Raw genomic sequence first — 19,237 nt, 5'->3', positions numbered from 1 at the left:
TAGTGGGACCATTACTTGGAATGGAATGCGAATTCTGAGATAGAAGTTTATCCATGCCCAGTTTGGTTAAGTAAGCTATGAAGCTGAACGTATGAGCTAACTTCGATCACTAGGAGGTAATGGAGATGAATAAGAGAATCGTGGGTGTTTTTGGTGCCGAATACGAAGCTTCGAGGGCTATTGAAGAGTTGAAACGTCAAGGCTGCAGGACGGAGGACATTTCGATTATCGCGAGAAATAACAAGAGTGCGGATACGCTTAGAGATGAGTCAGGGACCCAAGCGCCGGAAAGAATAGCTACTGGTGGTCTGCTGGGTGGTTTGACAGGGCTCCTGATGGGGATAGGCGCATTGGCTATTCCTGGTATTGGGCCGATTATCGCAGCCGGACCGCTTGCGGCAACGCTGGCTGGAGCGGCAATAGGTGCTGGTAGCGGTGGACTAGTTGGCGGTCTTATTGGTCTTGGCATTCCTGAAGAGGAGGCCAAGCGTTACGATAACTACGTAGGTGAAGGCCATATTCTTGTAATGGTGGATGTGGAGGGTGAGCGGAAGGAGGAAGAAGTGAAGCGGATCTTCGTACAGCATAATAGTCTGAACTCAGACCGTTTTGAGGATATCGCGAATATAAATACAGCTGAGAATAGAAACTATGATGGCAGTGTAAAGGAAAGCGATGCGCTCCGGGCCGCTGATCAGCAAGAAGCGAGAAATTTAGCTCAAGCTACCGGAACCATGGATGCCATGGATACCTTAGCGAGTGAGCGCATTAGAAATAAATAAGAGATGAATAGCTATTTAGTAAAAAACAGACTATTTCACTAGCCATGGGTGAGCTGGTGAGATAGCCTGTTTTTTTGTGATTCATAAGGAGGCGACGTTCTGTCTAACAGTCGGTGCATCCGGTATTTCCTTACCAGGTAGGAAATGAATGCTGCGGATGTAGCGGATCGTTCGACTCTGTGCCCGCATGATGACCGAATGTGTCTCTGCGCGTTCTTTGCCAATGAAACGGACGCCGTTCAGGAATTCGCCTGACGTTACACCTGTGGCGGCAAAGAGAACGTCACCTATGCCAACCATGTCCTCCATGTATAGCACTCTCGTAGGATTGGTAATTCCCATACGTACACAGCGCTGTAACTCTATTGGTCCATCTGGGAGCAATCTGCCTTGCATTTCTCCGCCAAGGCATTTCAGTGCAGCGGCGGCAAGGACACCTTCGGGTGCTCCGCCCGAGCCCATGTACAAATCGACATCGCTATCCGGCAGTGCAGCCGCAATAGCGCCAGCTACATCTCCGTGACCTAACAGCTTAATCCGTACACCCGCTTCTCGAAGACTATGAATGAGTTGTTCGTGCCGTTTGCGGTCAAGAACCATTACGGTTAGCTCGGAGAGGGACTTGCCACTGAAGTGGCATGCTTTCTGGAGAGTGACCTCTACAGGGTCTTCGAGACTAAGTCTCCCAGCAAGCTCAGGACCGCAAGCGAGTTTCTCCATATAAATATCTGGAGCATGCAGCAGGCTGCCCTTATCTGCTATGGCAATCACGGATTGGGCATTGTGTAGACCACAGGCTACCACCTCAGTGCCTTCCAGAGGATCAACGGCTACATCGACAGAAGGGCCCTTTTGATTTCCAACTTTCTCGCCAATATAGAGCATCGGAGCATCATCCATTTCTCCTTCACCAATGACGACGGTTCCGTCGATGGAGACAGAATCAAACATGGAGCGGATGGCAGTCGTGGCTGCATCATCTGCCGCATTTTTATCTCCCCGCCCGATCCAGCGAGCCGAGGATAATGCACCTAGTTCAGTTACCCGTACAATCTCAAGAGCCAGTTCGCGATCCATTCTAATTCCCTCCAGTGCATCTAATTTACTTAATAATCCGAATGTTAGATATAACCCATAATAATGCCGGCAGTTTCTTCTATAGCTTTGTCGGTGATATCGATTACAGGACAGCCTAGCTTATTAAACAGAGAAGAGGCATATTCCATCTCCTCTGTAATCCGCTCCAGACTTGCATATTGGGAGCCAGTCGGTAACCCAAGCACCTTCAGCCGCTCAGAGCGAATCTTCAGCATATACTCCGGCTTCATGGTTAGTCCGATCAGTCGGTTCGGCGGCAGACTTAGCAGCTCTTGCGGAGGAGCAATTTCCGGAATAATCGGATAGTTAACGACCTTTTTCCCCCGATGAGCCAAAAAGATACTAAGTGGTGTCTTCGAGGTACGGGACATCCCTAGCAGAACGATATCGGCTTTTAGCATGGCGCCGAGATCCCGGCCATCATCACAGGCAACTGTAAATTCGATAGCCTCCATGCGGCGGAAATAGTTCTCATCAAGCTGGTGCAACAGACCCGGTCGCTGCTGTGGAGCATCGTCAAACGTATCGATGAAAGCTTGCATCATGGGACCCATGATATCGACGATACGAAGGTCAAGCCGTACGGCCTCTTCTTTAATCATTTCTCTTAGCTCCGGCTGCACCAGCGTATAGACGACAAAACCTTTATGCTGTGCGGCTTCTTCCATAAGCTTCCGGAGCTCCTCTTCATGTCTAATGTTCCCGTATCTTTTGATGGTGATCTGCTGATTCTGGAATTGATGAATGACGGCCTGCACTACAGCTTCTGCCGTATCTCCTATAGAATCTGAGCAGATCGTTATTAGGTTGGAAGATTGCTCGATGCTCATGAATTCCTCCTGTTATCCTTTGGCTTCAAGTTCGAGGAGAAGTTTTACGATAGCAGTTTTCGTCAAACGTCCTATGACATCCAGTTTCGTACCACTGTCCTCAGTGGCGCTGGGAACAACTACCGGTAAACTATCTACCTCGTGAAAAATCATTTTATGTGCGGCATCAAGCACCGTCTCATCTGGTGAAGTTGTAACTACTTTGGGCTGGCGTGTCATGACCATGCTTACGGGCATGGAGACAGCACCCGGATTGCCAAGGGTTACTTTCAGGAAATCCTTTCGTGAAGCAACACCGGTGAGCTTGCCCTCTTCGTCACAAATAATAAGGGTGCCAACATCCTGTAGAAACAGCGTAACTACAGCATCTTGAACCGTAGTAGTCTCACGGATAATAATAGGTACACTTTGAATCTCCTTTACCTTTGTCTCCTGCAACAAATAATTACTTCCCAGACGGTTGGATGATTTGAGTCCCGGGAAGTAACCGACTTTAGGTTTAGCATCGATATATTTGAGCATAACCAGAACGGAGAGATCGGAGCGAATCGTTGGCCGTGTTAGATTTAGACATTCGGCAATCTGTTCGCCGGTAATCGGAGCTCTTTTGTTCACAATATCAATGATTTCTAGTTGACGTGATGTCAGTTCGATCGCAATTCCCTCCACTTCAGATAAAAAGGCATTCCTCTTAGAAAAGAAGCGCCGTTAAGCGAATCCTCCTTTCATATATGAGTCATATATAGAGATTTTTGATTTAACTTGGTTATATAATACGCAATAGTGGTCATAAATGCAATATATAGTACGTCATATATTTGATTTTTTTAACCCGGATGTACTGATCCTACGCTTTAGCATTAATTGCTTCAAGGCGTCAGCGTTGACCAGGATGGTCCCAGCAATAATGGTGAATACACCTAGGATCGTAACCCAATTCACGGCCTCATTATAAAAGAAAAAGCCAACCCCTACGGCAATTGGTGGAGAGATATAGAGCCAGGTAGAAGGAAACACAGGATTTGTCTTAGCGACGAGCCAGTAGAACAACGAATGACCGACCATCGAGCCGATTACGATTAGATAGAGCAGTGAACCTGTAGTCTCGTAAGAAAGCAGAAACTCAGGATGTACATTTTCGGTGGCTAAGGAAAGAATGAATAACAACACTCCACCATACATCATTTGGGCTGCATTTAGAGCGATCGGAGAGACTTCAGGCATACTGTTGATTACTTTTTTAGAATAAATTGCGCCTACCGCGTAACAGCATTCCCCAATGAGGACAGCTGCGCAGCCGATGAGCCATAGCGGTGAAATATCAACGACAAGATTAGGAAGAACGAGCAGCAGTACGCCAGTTAATCCGATAATGCAACCATATAGGGAGATGGCAGGCGCTTTTTGACGAAGAATAGAGGTTTGAAGTAACAGAATCATGATCGGACCGGTGGCAGAGAGTACAGCCGCAAGCCCGGAAGATACATATTGTTCAGCCCAGTAGAGACCCGCGAAGGTGCCAAAGGTTAACGCAGATCCGGTGAAGAGCATTTCTTTACGCAGGAGCAGGGAGAAGCTAGCCTTACGTTTCCAGACCATCCATAGAAATAGAACAGCGCCCGCAACAAAAAATCGTAAGCCAGCTGAAAAGAAGGGCGGCGCACCAGCATCCACACCGATTTTGATCGCTAGAAAGGTCGTGCCGAAGATCAGACATACAAGTGCATAAGCTAATAAGATCATTTTGAAAGTCCCCTTTAGTGTGTTAAATCATTTTGTTAATCATATAGGGGAGAACACAGAACAGATTATCTAGAATAGAACAGATGACTTTAGAAATCGTGTACAATACTGTAAATAGGAGTTGCTCGGAGAGGAGTTGCAGTGAGGTGAAAAAGTCAGCGAGCGCGGAGCATAATCATCCCTTGTTTCGGCAGGTATATGGATTTCTAGTGAATCGCATGGAGCGAGGAGAGTGGGGGGCACATGATAAGCTTCCTTCTATACGGCTGCTTGCGGAGGAATTAAAGGTACATCGACTGACGGTATTCAAAGCGTATAGAATGCTGACGGAGGATGGTAAGGTATATGTAAAAGACAAATCGGGTTATTACGTATCACCAGTAAGTAGACTTCCTTCAATTGAAGAGGGTGCGGCAGTATCTGCTTATGCGCTCACTAATCCGCTATCAGATATACAAAGAGTGCCGACCAAGTATCAGTTCTCGCAAGCGCTGATTGATCCGGGATTACTGCCGAACCTTTTTCTATCCGACTATGTCAAAAAAGTGTTCGATTTATATCCCAAGGTCATGGGGACATACTCTTCGGTTCAGGGAGATGAAGAGCTACGTGAGACGTTAAGTCGTCATTTTCGGAAGAAACATCGGTTACAGTTATCCTCGGAAGAGTTGCTTATTACTTCAGGCGCGCAGCAGGCGATCAATCTGATTGCCCGAATTGTGCTCGGGCCTATGGACACGGTGCTTGTGGAGCGACCAACATACAGTGTAGCCATGGATGTTTTTCGCCGGGAGGGGGCACGGTTGATTCCAGTGGAGATTACTCCGACGGGCTATGACTTGGAGAAAGTTGAAGCTTTGATGAAAAAGCATAAGCCACGCATGTTCTACATCAATCCGACCCATCACAATCCAACCGGATATACGGTGCCAGTGCAGCAACGCAAACTGTTAGTAGAGCTAGCTGAGCGTTATCGCTGTCTACTGGTAGAGGATGACCCTTTTCGCGATATGTATTTTGAAGAGGAGCCCCCGCCGCCTTTTTTTGCTTATGATACGGAGGGCTGGGTGATTTATATCAGCAGCTTCAGTAAATATGTAGCTCCAGGCTTACGGATCTGCGCGGTGGCTTGCCGTTATCCATTTATGGAACGCTTGATCACAGCCAAATCACTCGCGGACAATGGAACTCCGCTGCTTAACCAAAAAATATTCTTGCATTACTACACTTCAGCACGCTTGCAAAATCATCTCGGTAAGCTGCGTATTGCGCTTCAGGTGCATAAGGAAATCGTGGAAGAAGAGCTAGCTGCAACTGGGTGGGAGTGGACACCTCCGCAAGGTGGTTTAAATCTATGGGTGAAGCTGCCGGATCATCTTTCGGTGGATCGACTGTTTGCCTCAAGTATGGCGCAGTCGATTGCTTTTGTGCCAGGAGAGCTGTTTGATCCGCTGGGGGAAATGAAGTCAAGAATTCGGATTAGCTATTCCTTCGCAAGCGAAGGGGTATTGCGGGAAGGAATCCAGCGATTGATCGCAATCGCTCGGGAATTATGAGTAGGTACAGAAGACAAGAGAGACTAACGAAGACTAATTAGGATGGAAAAGATTAGGCTTGTATAACTTGTTTGGAAATTGCTGTAACACTTTCTTCTTCTGTTCCGTCTGTAGAGTAAAGAAGGAGGTTGTTATGATGCTTAAGGCCAATTTCCGCAGTCCAATAATGATGTTCCTAAGTATAACGTTAATATTTATGGCTTTGCTGACCGTACGGCCCTCGGTTACTTATGCGTGTTCCTGTGTTGTACCTGCGGAGCCACTTGAGGCGTTGGAGTCAAGTTCAGCCGTCTTTACTGGGAAAGTAGTGGATAAAAAGGAGCCAAAGGGGACTATAATCTCATCGGCGGATCCAGTAAAAGTAACCTTTGAAGTCGATTCCAGCTGGAAAGGGGTTAAGGGGAATAAAGTTACATTGACCACTGCTTTGTCGTCTGCCAGCTGCGGTTTTGAATTCGTAAAAGGGGAAAGTTATATCGTCTATGCTAATGCAAACGGCGAAGGGGATTCAGGGGAATTAGTCGCCAGTTTATGCAGTCGAACGAAGCTGCTTGCCTCGGCATCGGAGGACTTGAAGGAGCTTGGGCCTAGTATATCGGCAGAGACTCCTACAGCTTCTCCAGAGGTAACATCAAATCACTCGCCGAAATCCGAAGCTGGAGTTAATGAGCCCACTGATCCTGCGGAGAAACCAGTTGCGGACAGCGATTCCGTTCCACTTGTTAATGTAGGGATCAGTGGAGTCATTATCGTTCTGATAGCTATAGTTGGCGCTATGTTGTACCGTCGTAGAAATGGTGGGAAGCAAAAGAAATGACGCTAACTCTAGGATCACGTTATGTCGTGATGAAATAAGCGGTCGCCGGAGAGTTATACTGGAGACCGCTTATTTGTTTGAGCTGACCTTAAATAGGTGGTGTGGGTGCTGGTGCTGGTGCTTAAGTATAGCTCGGGTCATCAAAACTCGAAGTTAGGGAAATTCTCCCTGATTTAATCGTATTTTACTCTATATGATTGATAATTGGGGAATTCGTCCCTAAAATTCTGCGAAAATGCCCTATTTTTCCTATATCGACTATTTATTAGGGAGAATTTCCGCAAAAAGTTTAATTTGCGCTTATAAAGTTCGAATTTTGTGAAATATGGTTAACATTAGATGTTGTAAGGTGAGACAAGATAAATTTAGCTAATGTAAGTTGAAATCAGCTAAAATTCGCTGATGTCAGGTGAATTCATGCTACAAGCCTTCATCACACCCACCCGAACAACCGAGCGAGTTGTGCGACAGCAAAGGTTACTCCAATGGCGATGCCGAGCGGAATGACTGCTGAGAGCACAGCCCACTTCATGCTTTTCGTTTCTTTATAGATGTTCACGAGTGTAGTGCCGCAAGGATAGTGGAGCAGGGAGAACAGCATCATGTTAAGTGCGGTCAGCCAAGTCCAGCCATGTGATAGAAAGACATCTTTGATGCTGCCCAAGCTGTCGATATCGACCATAGCTCCTGAGGACATATAGCCCATAAGCAGAATGGGCAGGACGATTTCATTCGCGGGAAGTCCGAGAATAAATGCCATGATGATAAAGCCATCCATGCCGAGCATGTGTGCAAAAGGATCGAAGAATGCAGCCATATGGTTCAGGACAGAATCTCCGCCAATAAACAGATTGCCTAAGATCCAAGTGATAATTCCAGCAGGGGCAGCTACTACGATTGCCCGAGTAAGTACGTTAAGGGACTTATCTTTGGAGGAAATAAGTATGGTCTTCCAAATTTGTGGCCGACGATAGGGCGGGAGCTCCAGTGTGTAATGTGTTGGAACACCGCGGAGCGCAGTTTTGGACATGACCCAGGAAACCGTCAGGGTAACGATGATGCCGATTAGCACCATCCCCATAAGTACGGAGGCGGTGGTGAGTGTACGGAGTGCGCCTGTCGTAGCCGCTCCTGCCATGAATAAGGAAGACAATAGAATCAAGGTCGGCCAGCGGCCGTTACATGGAACGAAATTGTTGGTTAAGATCGCGAGCATCCGTTCACGCGGCGATTCGATGATTCGTGTGGAGAGGATCGCGGCGGCATTACAGCCGAATCCCATAGACATGGTCAAAGCCTGCTTGCCGTGACCGCCTGATTTCTTGAACAAACGGTCCATATTAAAAGCGACCCTTGGCAGATATCCAAAATTCTCAAGCAGCGCGAACACTGGGAAAAATATCATCATTGGCGGCAGCATGACGCTGATGACCCAAGAGGTTCCTCGATATAATCCAAGAACAAGAACACCGTGTAGCCAAGCGGGGGCATGGATTGCCTCAAATCCGCCAGTGAGATAATCTTCGATGAAGCCGAAGAAGGAAGCGAGCCAGCTTGAAGGATAGTTGGCGCCGGCAATCGTAATCCAGAAGACGATACCGAGGATGGCGAGCATAATGGGGAATCCCCATATTTTTGAAGTTACGATATTATCCAGCTTATAAGTACTGTGCAGCTTCTTCTTATCCCTATAGGTGACTGCATCCCCGCAGATGCCTGCGGATACGCCATAGATACCACTGACAATTTCATCCCGTATCGCTCCGCCGTCAGCGAGCTTTTTCGCTGTGGACAGCAAGGAATCTAGAGGATCTAATCCCTTAGTGATATGCGGTGACTCCATGACCGATGACCTCCTTTGCTTCAGGCAATTCTTTATTCTTCATATTCTCTTTAAGCGAAGTTAGCAGGCTGTCATCACCGTCCAATAGGCGCAGTGCAATCCAGCGAGCCGGGTATTTGCTGCCAATGGTTTGTTCTACCAGTGGTGTAAGCTCTGCAATTCCTCGTTCAATCTCCTCATTGTACGTAATACGCAGTGGCTGTGCAGTGAATGCGCCTGTAGCCACTTGCTCCACCTGATCCAATAACGCCTCAATACCGATTTTATTGCGAGCAGATATTGCTACAACAGGCACGCCGAGACGTTTGGAAATACGTTTCAGATTGATGTCGATACCAAGTTTACGGGCTTCGTCGATGAGGTTGATGCAGACTACAGCCCGCCCGGTAATCTCCAGCACTTGCAAGGCAAGGTTGAGATTTCGTTCCAGCGAGGTAGCGTCAAGAACAACTAGTGTCACATCTGGCTGTTCAAAAATAATATAATCTCTAGCCGCTTCTTCATCAGCAGAATTCGAGTACAGCGAATACGTACCAGGAAGATCTACTGCGAGGTACGTATGGTCCTTATACTTAAACTCGCCTTCAGCAGTAATGACGGTTTTACCTGCCCAGTTTCCTGTATGCTGGCGCATGCCGGTCAGCAGATTGAAAAGCGTGCTTTTTCCAGTGTTAGGATTGCCTGCAAAAGCGACTGTGAAATGACTCATGCTTCTACACCTCCGATGACTTCTCCAAATATTAAAGAGCTTTCTTCTCTACGTAATGCAATGGTCGTGTTGCTTACCCGAAAAGCTATAGGATCTCCTAAGGGACTTCGCCGTAACACCTCAACGGCATTTCCGACTACAAATCCGAGATCCAGTAATCTTCTTCTAAGTACACCTTGAACTTCAATACCGCTTATTCGCAGCATGCTGCCTTTAGCCGCTTCTGATAATGGAATACTAGTTCCAGACATTAGATCCCCTTCTTTCATTTATTGTTTATTTGTATTTTTATGGTTATTATTTTGTGCGTTGGAATTTTTCTTGTGGTCTGACACAATATTAGTATATGCGAACAACTTTGTCCCTGCAACAAGAATGTTTCCCTAAGGCAAAATTAATTTAGGCGCGAAAAAGCCCCTAACGGAAAGAAGGCTTGCGCTCTCCAGCCAAGGGGCTAAGGTTGAGTCTACTCAAGGGCTTGTCTTTAATTGAAACAGTCTAATCCAAATTTTATTAGTCGTGAAGTTATGTCCAGCTTCCAAAATCAAGCGTGCGTCCAGTCTCTACTAAAGTCTTGGTATTACTTAGAACCTGCCACCAAGCGCTGATGCTGCCTGCATACGAAGGATCTTCAGGATGCCATTCATCATGGATAAGCGTGAGCTTAGTAGTTCCGCCCACCGGTTCAAGCAGCCAAGAAATACGCGACTCATATCTTTCATGTCCTTTATGATAAGAAGGTCCTACCTTATGCGTGAAGCGCAATGCTTTTTGCGGAGTGAACTCCAGCAGAGTCCCATAGACATGCAGCGTTTCATCTCCATCTGCACCGGGTCCGATGTATTCCAGTAATTCTCCTTCTTTGAAGGTCGAACGAATTACGCTGCCGTAATAGATCTGCTTCGTACCTTCCGGAGAGATTAAGGTTTCCCATACCTGTTCAGGTGTTCCGTCAATATAAAATTCATAGTGTAGTTCCTTCATTCGTTATTCCTCCTTGGTTTGTACTTTCATTTATTCCCTCGTACTCTTTTACACTATACAAAAGGATCACTGACAACTACGGTCAGTGATCCAAAAGAATAATTTAAGTCTTATAATGAGCTGCTAAATTAATGGCTATGTCCGCTAGTCTTTCTTTCAGGGAAGAAGGCTCCATGATGCGTAATGTGGTTCCATAAGGCAACAAGAAATAGGGTGCATAAGTCAGTAAAGAAGTTTCGTCCACTTGAAAGCGGGCTTGTCCTTCCATGCGCTGGACCAGCGTATGCCCAAATAGCCAATGACTGCATAGATCGTTCAAGATTCCCTCGTCTGATGCGATGATTACTGTAATTAGTTTCTCATCGGTATTGCGTGCAGGCAGTAAGCTCTTTAATAAAAAGTCACGTGCAGAGAAGTCAGTTGGACGAGTAAACACAGCTTCTGTACGGTGCAGTTCAATGATTCTATCGACCCGAAAACTGCGAATTTCTTGCCGCTGGTGGCAGTAAGCTACGGTGTACCATTGGCCCTTCCAGAGTACAAGTCCGTAAGGATCAATGGCACGGGAAGATGTTGTTTCTCCATTACCCTTACGATATTCCATCTGCAGAGTGCATCCGTTTGCCGTCCCCAGTTCCAATTCTTGAATCAGGTGGCTAAGCGGCGGGGAAGGAGAGTGGATCGTCTCAATGCCGTTCTCATGGCGCTCCATTTGTTCTAATTGCTGGGCATTGCTATACCTTTTCAGCTTGGATAGGGCCCGGTCCAGAGCTTCAACATAAGGATATCCGGTCCCCCTGGCAAAAGAAGAAGCTTGTAGAAGGGCACGCTGCTCTTCGGAGTCAAAGAATAATGGGGCCTCAATAAAATGTTCCGGTAAGCTATAACCGCCGCCAGGTCCGCTATCCGCGATAACGGGTACACCACTGATGCACAGCGCATCGATGTATCTGTATACAGAGCGGACACTGATCTCTAACGCTTCCGCTAGTTCTCCGGCGGTTCTTCCCCGTTGCTTGAGCATCCAGAGAATGGATAACATATGGTCGGCCTTGGACATGAATCTGGAGCCTCCTTGCTGCAGAAATTAGTAGTTCAACTATAGCAAAATGCTCATAGATCAGCCAGAATCCTTTCGATAGGATCTTATTGCTGTTTAACCATACGTTTTTTACCATAAGTTCCGAGTCGCCATAAATATTCTGCGGGTCCCATCCGGAACCGTTTGAGCATAAGGGTACTAAATATGATCTGTAGAAGCAGTATGGCCGCTGCCGCAATCATCTGTGTCGATACATGTACTGTACCAGGCCAATCTAGCAGATTGGATAGTGTTAGTATAATAACGGTTTGCATTAAATAATTGGTCAAAGCCATTCTGCCTAGAGAAGCCAGGGGCGCAAGTAGTTTCTGTACAACTCCATGGCGCATGAGTAGGGTTAGTGTTGTCACATAAAAAATACTGACTGGAAGCCCGCCTACTGCGAGGGCAACATCCAGAGCGCCCGTACTATTCATGATATTCTGCTGTGCAAAATACATGGGAATAATTAGCAGAAGAGAAACCGCTTGTGTGATCCGTAATCCTCGCTTATACCGTAGTGGATTCTCAAATAATCCAATCAGACCACTCCAATGCCCAAGCAGAAACATGCCAAACGTTACCACTATCGGGCCTAAGTAGAGACCTGCAAGGGTGACCACAATGCCCGCAACCAATACAAAACCTGACTTTAACTTATAAAAAGGAAGGAGAATCAGTCCAATGACTGCATAGATGAGCAAGGTTTCACCGGGTTGGAAATAATGATGCACCAGACCAATTAGAAATAAAATGAACAGCCTACGCAGAAATAATAAGCGGGGCTTAGACTCCCCTTTAGCTTCAGCCCGGGATAAGAATAACTGAAAGCCAACACCGAATAAAAATGAGAATATCACAAAAAATCGGTGATCCACTACTACATCAAGAAAACGAATAATCTGCAAATCGAGCGAGTTAAATTCCATCGTACCGAATACCATCTGACGAATGTTTATGAAGATGATACCCATTAGAGCAAAGCCACGGAGTACATCGAGTGTTACGATTCTTTTCATCATATTCTTTATACCATCATCTTCTTGAGACTTTGAATGTAGCGTGATCGCGCTATGATGAAATATATAGTTTGCACAGCAAGGAATACTCCAGACGTAATCAGCACAGGCACCGTTACATTCGTGACACTAATTTGCTTCAATACCGGTCGGATTACGACAAGCGTCTGGATGGTGGCGACAATGATCGGAATATAGAATAGCACAGAGATTTGTCTGGTGGCAGAAGCAGACATTTCTTTGACGCTTAGTCCGATTTTAGACAAGGCATTATACATTTGCTTATCTGCATTCAGCTCAGTATGAAGCTTGAAGAAGAGGAAGCTGGCTGAAGAAAGCGAGAAGATAAGCGCGATAAAGATCCCTATAAAGCTAAGCATAGCCATACCTTGTTTGGTAATTAGATAATTATCTGCTCGAGCATCTAATATGGAGATATATTGATTATTGGTATTGTTGGAATCCCTACTCCACTGGATCAGTTCTTTGGTGATGATGGCTTCAGGTGAGGTTTCCACAGGCGGTGGACCGTCCCAAGCAGGGATTTTATATAGATATTTCACATATGATCTCGTGTACTTCGCTGCTGAAGAAGAGATATTCTTGTACAAGCTGTCATCTACAATTAAGAGTGAGCTTGTATATTGCCCCATTGGATGGCTCTTCGGAATTTGTACCTCTTTCAGCATAAGCTCCGTATCGTTTTGAACCTTCAGCAGAATCTTTTGATTAGTAGTGTAATTCTGTGAATTCAACTGAGGGTTTAGCAGTAAGACAGCTTCTTTGTCAGATAAGGGAGCTACTTCGGACATATCCATTTTTGAAGATAACTGATTGAACTGGGACCAGGATATTAAATCAATGCTCTGGGTATCTTCTTTACCCGGACTCTGAATGGAGGCAGAGATTAGCTCGATTTTGTTCTCTGTATACTCCACTTTGGCGTTTTGTAATTTATTATGAATGGGTTCTAAATCAGGGGGAGTTTTCCCCGGTTTATAAATCGAATACTCCATGGCGAATGGACTGTTTTTATAGAGTTCTATATTTGCTTGATTCATCGATAAAATAAATCCTGACGCCATGCAAGCAAGCGAGGTTACAACCGTTACAAGAAACAACATTCTTGCATTATCTTTGATCTTGTAACTCATCTCGGAAATCCATAACAGGTTGGTTCCACGCCAAAGTCGCTTGCGGCTTAGTTTAAGCAGACGTATTCCGAGTACGGACAGCTGAGAGTAAAAGAAATAGGTACCTGCGATCCCCGTAACAGCAGCAACTAATAACGTAATTGGAGACAATTGCTTTCGAATGGCGAGTGCCCCAGCCGTTAACAACAGAAGCCCAAGGAGTGATAGCAGCCATGATACACGGGGCTCCTTTTTAGGTTTAACATTCCCTTTTAACAGATCAAGGACTTGATGTTTGCGGATAAATAACAGTGTGAAGATAGAGATGACCAGAAACAGTGAGATAAAAGAAATAGATGTGATCAACAGGGGTTTAACTGGCCAATAGAAGGGTAAATGATCCATTCCCATAATGGTCGTGCTGAGCAGCAAAAACAACTTGGATAAAAGCATGCCGAAAGACATGCCTGTTATTATGGACAGCAGTCCGATCAGCATATTTTCTATAAGAATCAGCTTGTTGATCTGACCTGAACGTGCACCTAACATCATTAGTATGCCGAACTCCAGATTACGAAGTTTCAGAAATGCACTAATCGAGTAAAGAACGAAAAAGAAAGCAAAGACAAACACAATATAAGAAGCGATTTTCATACCAGCGGCTGAATTTGTACCTAGCTCGATACTGGCAACACCAGGATGATAAATAAAGACGGAATAAGAGAAGAAGATCATGACCATAAAAGCACTACTTAAGAAAAAGGCGAAATACGCCCGAGAATTACGCTTCACATTGTTAAACGCGAATTGAGGAAAGTTCATGACTATTCCCTCCCCAGAATGAAAGTGTGTCGATAATCTTTTGGAAGAAGGCTTGGCGGTTATCTCCCCGGTGAATTTCGGCTGCTAGTTTCCCATCTTTGATAAAAATAATTCGATTACAGTAGCTCGCTGCCAGCGGATCATGGGTCACGAGCATTAGCGTAGTGCCTTCTTTGCAGTTAATATCCTCCAGCGACTCCATCACAATTCGTGAGGAATGAGAATCAAGTGCCCCTGTAGGTTCATCTGCTAGAATGATCGAAGGCGTACTTATAATCGCACGGGCAATCGCTGTCCGCTGCCGTTGTCCGCCGGATATTTCATAGGTGCGTTTATTTAAAATTTCCGTAATGTTCAAGCGTGCAGCGACCTTTTGCAGCGAGGTTTCCATCTCGGAGAGCTTGCGATTATCCAGCGTTAGGGGAAGCACGATATTTTCGGCTACCGTTAAAGTCTCCAGAAGGTTAAAGTCTTGAAATACAAAACCGAGTTCTCTGCGGCGAAAGTGAGCAAGGTCTTTTTTGTTCAAAAGATAAGGATTGCTGCCGTTAATGTACACCTCACCTGAGGAGGGCTGATCGATGGTGGACACCATGTTAAGCAGAGTGGTTTTGCCGCTCCCTGAGGGGCCCATGATGCCAACAAATTCGCCACTTTCAATGCTAAGATGAATATCGGTGAGGGCCTGTGTCGTTACTTTGCCCGGATATACTTTGTTAAGTCCTTTGACTTCTAAAACATTCATTCCTTTCATTCCTTCCATTACAATGTGATTTCAGCCGTCCCTAAGCGGGGACGTGTTATGAATATAATTTACAAGATCGGGCTATGTGCCGCTATGGATTTACCTTAACGTTATCTTACAACGTGTTTAAGGTTATGTTCGTACCTGAAGTGAGTAGGCCATACATAAAGAAGAGGGACTCCGTAGTCATAAGTATGACTAGAAGTACCCTCCGACCTTATTTCTGTAAATGGTCACTGTTGTGAAAAGCAATTTGGACTGTAGTGCCTTCTCCAAGCTTAGATTGAAGCTCCACAGTATGTCCTAGCCGGTTGCAAATCTCTCGCACAAGATACAGCCCCATTCCTGTTGACTCATGGTATTGGCGTCCACGTTCACCGGTGAAGTATGGGTTAAATACCCGTTTGAGGTCTTCAGGAGAAATGCCGATTCCTTGATCTGTAATATTAAGTACGAGATCCGTTCCAATGTGCTGCGATGAGAGGGTTACGGTTTTATCGGTGCCGGAGGTGTAATTCACTGCATTGGTCAAGATTTGGGTTAGCATAAACATTAACCATTTGGCATCACTATATACGGTGAAGTTAGGATTGATTTGTATATTTACCTTTATGCCTCTTCGGATGAAAAGCCTGCGGTTCTCGGCCACAGATTCACTAACCACTTTACTGAGAACTAGCGGCTCCACTTGGAAATCATCCTCAAATTGATCCAGCCTTGAAGTATAAATCACCATTTCCAGCCCTCTGCGCAGACGTTCCAATTCCTCCTGAATACTTATAGCAGCCTCATCCTCAAGATCCTCTAGCGAAAGCTGAATGACTGAAAGAGGGGTCTTCATCTGATGAACCCAGCGATTCATGAATACGATATGCTGATCCATCCGGCGAACATGCAGGTTGATCTGGTCCTGATACTGGCGATCGATAAGCTGTAATAGCTCATGAATAGCTTCTGGCAGCGGAGTGTCTCCTAAGGAAACAAGATGTTCTTCCAGCATACGCTTGGGATTACTTAAGGCTGCGTATAATCTCCGGTGCTGAGCGTATCGGTAGCCAAGATACAACAAAAGAACTACAGTGCTCAGGGCTATGCCATAGAGCATGATCGAGAGGGGCCTGTCCTCGCCTGTCAGCCAATAGAGTGGTGGAACAAGCAGCACTTGAAGCAGGTAGAATAGGATAAATGGAAGCTGGTCTTTCCAAAATAGCTTCATGGCGTATCCTTAGTAGCATTAAGCCTATAGCCAGCACCTCTTACGGTTTCCACAATATCGCCAAGACCGAGGTCTTTAAGCTTTTTGCGAACACGGGTAATATAGACATTTAATGTATTGTCATCAATGAAATGCTGATCCTCCCACATAAGATCAAGCAGGCGCTCGCGGTTTACGACACGTCCTTCCTTTAGTAATAAAGCTTCGAGCAGGATCGCCTCTTTCTGTGTCAGTTCGCTGGATTGCCCGCCATATTGAATCACATACCGCTCAGGATAAAGAATTAGTTCTCCGGACTGGAGCGTCCGTTCCTCTTGAATTTGTGAGTAAGAGCCGTAAGCTCTGCGTAAATGGCTGCGGATTTTGGCAAGTACGACTTCATAATGAAAAGGCTTGGTGATATAATCATCCCCGCCATTTTCTAGCGCCATCACCTGATCCATTCCACTATCCCGAGCGGATATGAAAAGAATGGGGCAAAGTGAGGTAGTGCGAATCTGGCGACACCAATAAAACCCATCGTATTTAGGCAGGTTGACGTCCAGCAGAACAAGGTCAGGATGGGTGGCATTAAAAATCTCCAGTACCCTGTTGAAATCCTCTACGATCACCGTACGAAATTCATATTTAGATAGATACGTGCTTAGCAGGCTTGCGAGCTTAGCATCGTCCTCTATGATTAGAATAGTCTCCATAGTTGTGCTCCTTTGATCAAATATAAGAATGGGATGGTTCATACGGTTATACAGTAACACGTACTAGGAAAATTATGCAAAAAGGACATCTGGTTACCAAAAATAATATGAGGTCGATGAGGGTTGAGGACTGAGTGGTTTTGGTGCCTGAGAAGTTTGATAAGGAGAGGGATTTGATGCGGCAGAGTTAGGGCACTTGGAGGGCCTAGTAGGCTGAAGGGCGAAACTGCAGACTGAAAGGGTGCATTTCAGCTAAAGTCGTAGATGTAAGTGTAGTTTATACATTTACTTATGCCAAAATAGCTCATTCCGATCCGTTAGTTGCACTTAGTGCAGCTATAAAGTGGAGATTCGGCGCTGAGAGAGGAAAACCAGGAATTTAATTGCACGAAATACAACTAAAAAAATCTTGAGAGAGTATCACGAGGAATAGTTGCACTTTTTACAGTTAACACGTAGTTATGAGCTCCTATGGTTTTGGGATATCCGGAATAGAATATGTAAAGTGAAGCACAAAGCTCCCCCTCAATAAAGTAGAGTAAGATGGGAATTGGCCATACAGAAGTCACACGCTCCTCAGATTGCACTTTATACAATAGATTCTATCAAAAAGACGTTGGAATTTGATTCTATTGCACATTCTGCAATTAAATGTTGTAAAAACATCTCATTATCACTAAAAGACCAGATTCTAATGCACAAAGTACAACAGAATCCCAATTTCCTATAAAAAAGAATGCTTCTATTGCACAAACTGCAATAGAAGCGTCAAAAGAAGTATTCTCCGAAGCCGAAGCACGAAGCCGAAGCGTAGCACAACGCTCGTACGTAGCCGCTGGCTAGATCATTCTATTGATATTTAACTACAATCGCATTGCTAATCTGACGCCCAGGGGTCGTGAGATATTTGCCATTGTAGTATAGTCCGCTCGATGCGCCGCCATCCAGATTCATGGCTTGATACGCACCAGCCTGCTTCATCATTTCTGCCAGCTGTGGGATGGTTGCTCCACCAGTGGTCAGCAGAATTAGCTTGTGGTCGCGTGTGAGGCCGAGTGCGCTGCGGGCTCCGCCGCCGGTTAAGATTTTGGCATCCTTGAAGCCTTCTGCCGCAACATTAAGAGATACCTTACCATTCACAAGCAGACGTGGTCCGGCTTGGAGCGCCCCTTCCATAGAACCGGAAGCGAAATGGTTCGTAAACTCTAGTCCGGGAATAAGCGAGGCCAGGTGATTGCTGTCATAGGCGAAAATTGTACGGCGATCCCCGGAGCTATTTTTGAGCATTTTTCCACCACTGACCATATAGCCGTAAGGAGCTTTGTATGCCCCCTTGGTGTAGGCATCAAAGAACGTACCATTAATAGCCACTACGGCATTATTGCGCTTGGCTAGACTGCTCAGGTCCTCCACTTTTCCCACCGTATTTCCTGCTAGTACAACGTCGAGCTTCACTTTAGGATGTAGTAGGGATACCGTAACGGTCTGGGCTTTGAAGGATCTGCCGCCCACCTTGAAAGTTTTACTAGCACTGACAACGGGGGAGGAATCTGATTTAATAAGTGCGCCAGTCTGTACAGGAACAGTCGATGAAATATCGTTATTAGTAAGGGTTACAGAAGAGGCCTCCGGATTCCATTCTAATTGAAAGCCCAGCGTTTTGCTGATAAAGGACAAAGGGATATATACCGTACCGTTATCACTGAAAGCAGAGTCGGTTAGTGTAACTGGTTTGTCGTTGACTAGCGCAGATGCTTGTCCTACAGTAAGTGTAATCTTAGTGTCTGCGTTCGTAATGGTTATACGTTTATCACTAGCATTCCATTCAGCATGTATACCAGTGAAATTATTTAAGAGGCGCAACGGGATGTACGAGTGATTATTCTTGGTCACATACACGGTGTTTTTAGGAACTGGAGCTGCACCAGCAGTGGTGGAACAAATTGTGTAAACCGGAACCAAACATAGTAGAAATGCGAGAAAGAACGGAAACATTAACTTTTTCATATTAACCAAAATCTCCTTATCCTATAGCTGATGTAAAAAGCGATAAGGTTTATTATACCTCAAGTTCTAAAACATGGATAACCTCATTTTTCAAATACTCATGGAAAGATTCTGATAGAATATAGATACCATTAAAAGAATAGTACTAGAACTCAAC

18 protein-coding genes are annotated in these 19,237 nt (G+C 45.4%); 3 read left to right on the top strand and 15 right to left on the bottom strand.

What is annotated here, in order from left to right; all coding sequences use genetic code 11:
• Window positions 1-125 precede the first annotated feature (125 nt).
• A complete protein-coding gene (locus tag UQ64_RS01015; protein WP_082650932.1) occupies window positions 126-782 on the top strand; it encodes a general stress protein in 657 nt (218 codons plus the stop codon).
• An 81-nt stretch (window positions 783-863) separates the two neighbouring features.
• On the opposite strand, the gene glpX is transcribed toward UQ64_RS01015, so the two are convergent.
• The 4 genes from glpX to UQ64_RS00995 all read right to left on the bottom strand — a co-directional run bounded on the left by glpX (window position 864) and on the right by UQ64_RS00995 (window position 4,453).
• Window positions 864-1,859 carry a class II fructose-bisphosphatase gene (gene glpX, locus UQ64_RS01010; RefSeq protein WP_060621681.1) on the bottom strand — a complete coding sequence of 332 codons (996 nt, stop codon included), beginning with the start codon at window positions 1,857-1,859 and terminating at the stop codon, window positions 864-866.
• A 44-nt stretch (window positions 1,860-1,903) separates the two neighbouring features.
• A complete protein-coding gene (locus tag UQ64_RS01005; RefSeq protein WP_060621679.1) occupies window positions 1,904-2,710 on the bottom strand; it encodes a pyruvate, water dikinase regulatory protein in 807 nt (268 codons plus the stop codon).
• Window positions 2,711-2,722: 12 nt separating this feature from the next.
• On the bottom strand, window positions 2,723-3,379 hold the full coding sequence (locus UQ64_RS01000; protein WP_060621677.1) for a CBS domain-containing protein: 657 nt from the start codon (window positions 3,377-3,379) through the stop codon (window positions 2,723-2,725).
• 141 nt (window positions 3,380-3,520) lie between these two features.
• On the bottom strand, window positions 3,521-4,453 hold the full coding sequence (locus UQ64_RS00995) for a DMT family transporter (protein ID WP_060621676.1): 933 nt from the start codon (window positions 4,451-4,453) through the stop codon (window positions 3,521-3,523).
• A 146-nt stretch (window positions 4,454-4,599) separates the two neighbouring features.
• On the opposite strand from UQ64_RS00995, the gene UQ64_RS00990 reads away from it, so the two are divergent.
• Together UQ64_RS00990 and UQ64_RS00985 are read left to right on the top strand one after the other, a co-directional pair.
• A complete protein-coding gene (locus UQ64_RS00990) occupies window positions 4,600-6,009 on the top strand; it encodes an aminotransferase-like domain-containing protein (protein WP_060621673.1) in 1,410 nt (469 codons plus the stop codon).
• Window positions 6,010-6,142: 133 nt separating this feature from the next.
• Entirely contained in the window at window positions 6,143-6,826 is a 684-nt protein-coding gene (locus UQ64_RS00985) for a hypothetical protein (protein WP_156417410.1), read from the top strand.
• A 433-nt stretch (window positions 6,827-7,259) separates the two neighbouring features.
• Here UQ64_RS00985 and UQ64_RS00980 read toward each other — a convergent pair whose 3' ends face one another.
• The 11 genes from UQ64_RS00980 to UQ64_RS00930 form a co-directional block, all read right to left on the bottom strand.
• A complete protein-coding gene (locus tag UQ64_RS00980; RefSeq protein ID WP_060621669.1) occupies window positions 7,260-8,669 on the bottom strand; it encodes a nucleoside recognition domain-containing protein in 1,410 nt (469 codons plus the stop codon).
• A complete protein-coding gene (locus UQ64_RS00975; RefSeq protein WP_060621667.1) occupies window positions 8,647-9,378 on the bottom strand; it encodes a FeoB small GTPase domain-containing protein in 732 nt (243 codons plus the stop codon). The genes UQ64_RS00980 and UQ64_RS00975 overlap by 23 nt, the downstream gene beginning before the upstream one ends.
• Window positions 9,375-9,629, bottom strand: a complete 255-nt coding sequence (locus UQ64_RS00970; RefSeq protein ID WP_060621666.1) for a FeoA family protein — start codon at window positions 9,627-9,629, stop codon at window positions 9,375-9,377. The genes UQ64_RS00975 and UQ64_RS00970 overlap by 4 nt, the downstream gene beginning before the upstream one ends.
• Window positions 9,630-9,903: 274 nt before the next feature.
• The gene (locus UQ64_RS00965; RefSeq protein ID WP_060621665.1) at window positions 9,904-10,362 is read right to left on the bottom strand and encodes an SRPBCC domain-containing protein; all 459 of its coding nucleotides are present in this window, start codon (window positions 10,360-10,362) and stop codon (window positions 9,904-9,906) included.
• Between the two features lie 103 nt (window positions 10,363-10,465).
• Window positions 10,466-11,422: a helix-turn-helix transcriptional regulator gene (locus UQ64_RS00960; protein WP_060621664.1), complete on the bottom strand. Its 957-nt coding sequence runs from the start codon at window positions 11,420-11,422 to the stop codon at window positions 10,466-10,468.
• A gap of 86 nt (window positions 11,423-11,508) precedes the next feature.
• Window positions 11,509-12,465, bottom strand: a complete 957-nt coding sequence (locus UQ64_RS00955; protein WP_245237817.1) for a DUF418 domain-containing protein — start codon at window positions 12,463-12,465, stop codon at window positions 11,509-11,511.
• Window positions 12,466-12,470: 5 nt separating this feature from the next.
• Entirely contained in the window at window positions 12,471-14,417 is a 1,947-nt protein-coding gene (locus UQ64_RS00950; RefSeq protein WP_060621663.1) for an FtsX-like permease family protein, read from the bottom strand.
• Window positions 14,392-15,162 carry an ABC transporter ATP-binding protein gene (locus tag UQ64_RS00945; RefSeq protein ID WP_060621662.1) on the bottom strand — a complete coding sequence of 257 codons (771 nt, stop codon included), beginning with the start codon at window positions 15,160-15,162 and terminating at the stop codon, window positions 14,392-14,394. Before UQ64_RS00945 ends, UQ64_RS00950 begins: the two co-directional genes overlap by 26 nt.
• A gap of 217 nt (window positions 15,163-15,379) precedes the next feature.
• Window positions 15,380-16,378 carry a sensor histidine kinase gene (locus tag UQ64_RS00940; protein WP_060621661.1) on the bottom strand — a complete coding sequence of 333 codons (999 nt, stop codon included), beginning with the start codon at window positions 16,376-16,378 and terminating at the stop codon, window positions 15,380-15,382.
• The gene (locus tag UQ64_RS00935; protein ID WP_060621660.1) at window positions 16,375-17,073 is read right to left on the bottom strand and encodes a response regulator transcription factor; all 699 of its coding nucleotides are present in this window, start codon (window positions 17,071-17,073) and stop codon (window positions 16,375-16,377) included. The genes UQ64_RS00940 and UQ64_RS00935 overlap by 4 nt, the downstream gene beginning before the upstream one ends.
• 849 nt (window positions 17,074-17,922) lie before the next feature.
• Complete coding sequence (locus UQ64_RS00930) at window positions 17,923-19,080, bottom strand: phosphodiester glycosidase family protein (protein WP_060621659.1); 1,158 nt, start codon at window positions 19,078-19,080, stop codon at window positions 17,923-17,925.
• Window positions 19,081-19,237 lie beyond the last annotated feature (157 nt).

This window comes from Paenibacillus etheri (genome assembly GCF_001012825.1).
GTDB classification, from domain to species: domain Bacteria; phylum Bacillota; class Bacilli; order Paenibacillales; family Paenibacillaceae; genus Paenibacillus_AQ; species Paenibacillus_AQ etheri.
Note: the sequence above shows the minus strand (reverse complement) of the source record. Positions and strands in the feature narration are given on the sequence as shown.

Bases quoted from the DNA above. Each gene is read 5' to 3' on its own strand.
- glpX (WP_060621681.1), bottom strand. From the start codon at position 1,859: ATGGATCGCGAACTGGCTCTTGAGATTGTACGGGTAACTGAACTAGGT.
- UQ64_RS01015 (WP_082650932.1), top strand. From the start codon at position 126: ATGAATAAGAGAATCGTGGGTGTTTTTGGTGCCGAATACGAAGCTTCG.
- UQ64_RS00945 (WP_060621662.1), bottom strand. From the start codon at position 15,162: ATGAATGTTTTAGAAGTCAAAGGACTTAACAAAGTATATCCGGGCAAA.
- UQ64_RS01005 (WP_060621679.1), bottom strand. From the start codon at position 2,710: ATGAGCATCGAGCAATCTTCCAACCTAATAACGATCTGCTCAGATTCT.
- UQ64_RS00940 (WP_060621661.1), bottom strand. From the start codon at position 16,378: ATGAAGCTATTTTGGAAAGACCAGCTTCCATTTATCCTATTCTACCTG.
- UQ64_RS00985 (WP_156417410.1), top strand. From the start codon at position 6,143: ATGATGCTTAAGGCCAATTTCCGCAGTCCAATAATGATGTTCCTAAGT.
- UQ64_RS00950 (WP_060621663.1), bottom strand. From the start codon at position 14,417: ATGAACTTTCCTCAATTCGCGTTTAACAATGTGAAGCGTAATTCTCGG.
- UQ64_RS00995 (WP_060621676.1), bottom strand. From the start codon at position 4,453: ATGATCTTATTAGCTTATGCACTTGTATGTCTGATCTTCGGCACGACC.
- UQ64_RS00935 (WP_060621660.1), bottom strand. From the start codon at position 17,073: ATGGAGACTATTCTAATCATAGAGGACGATGCTAAGCTCGCAAGCCTG.
- UQ64_RS00980 (WP_060621669.1), bottom strand. From the start codon at position 8,669: ATGGAGTCACCGCATATCACTAAGGGATTAGATCCTCTAGATTCCTTG.
- UQ64_RS00965 (WP_060621665.1), bottom strand. From the start codon at position 10,362: ATGAAGGAACTACACTATGAATTTTATATTGACGGAACACCTGAACAG.
- UQ64_RS00975 (WP_060621667.1), bottom strand. From the start codon at position 9,378: ATGAGTCATTTCACAGTCGCTTTTGCAGGCAATCCTAACACTGGAAAA.
- UQ64_RS00930 (WP_060621659.1), bottom strand. From the start codon at position 19,080: ATGAAAAAGTTAATGTTTCCGTTCTTTCTCGCATTTCTACTATGTTTG.
- UQ64_RS00955 (WP_245237817.1), bottom strand. From the start codon at position 12,465: ATGATGAAAAGAATCGTAACACTCGATGTACTCCGTGGCTTTGCTCTA.
- UQ64_RS00970 (WP_060621666.1), bottom strand. From the start codon at position 9,629: ATGTCTGGAACTAGTATTCCATTATCAGAAGCGGCTAAAGGCAGCATG.
- UQ64_RS00960 (WP_060621664.1), bottom strand. From the start codon at position 11,422: ATGTCCAAGGCCGACCATATGTTATCCATTCTCTGGATGCTCAAGCAA.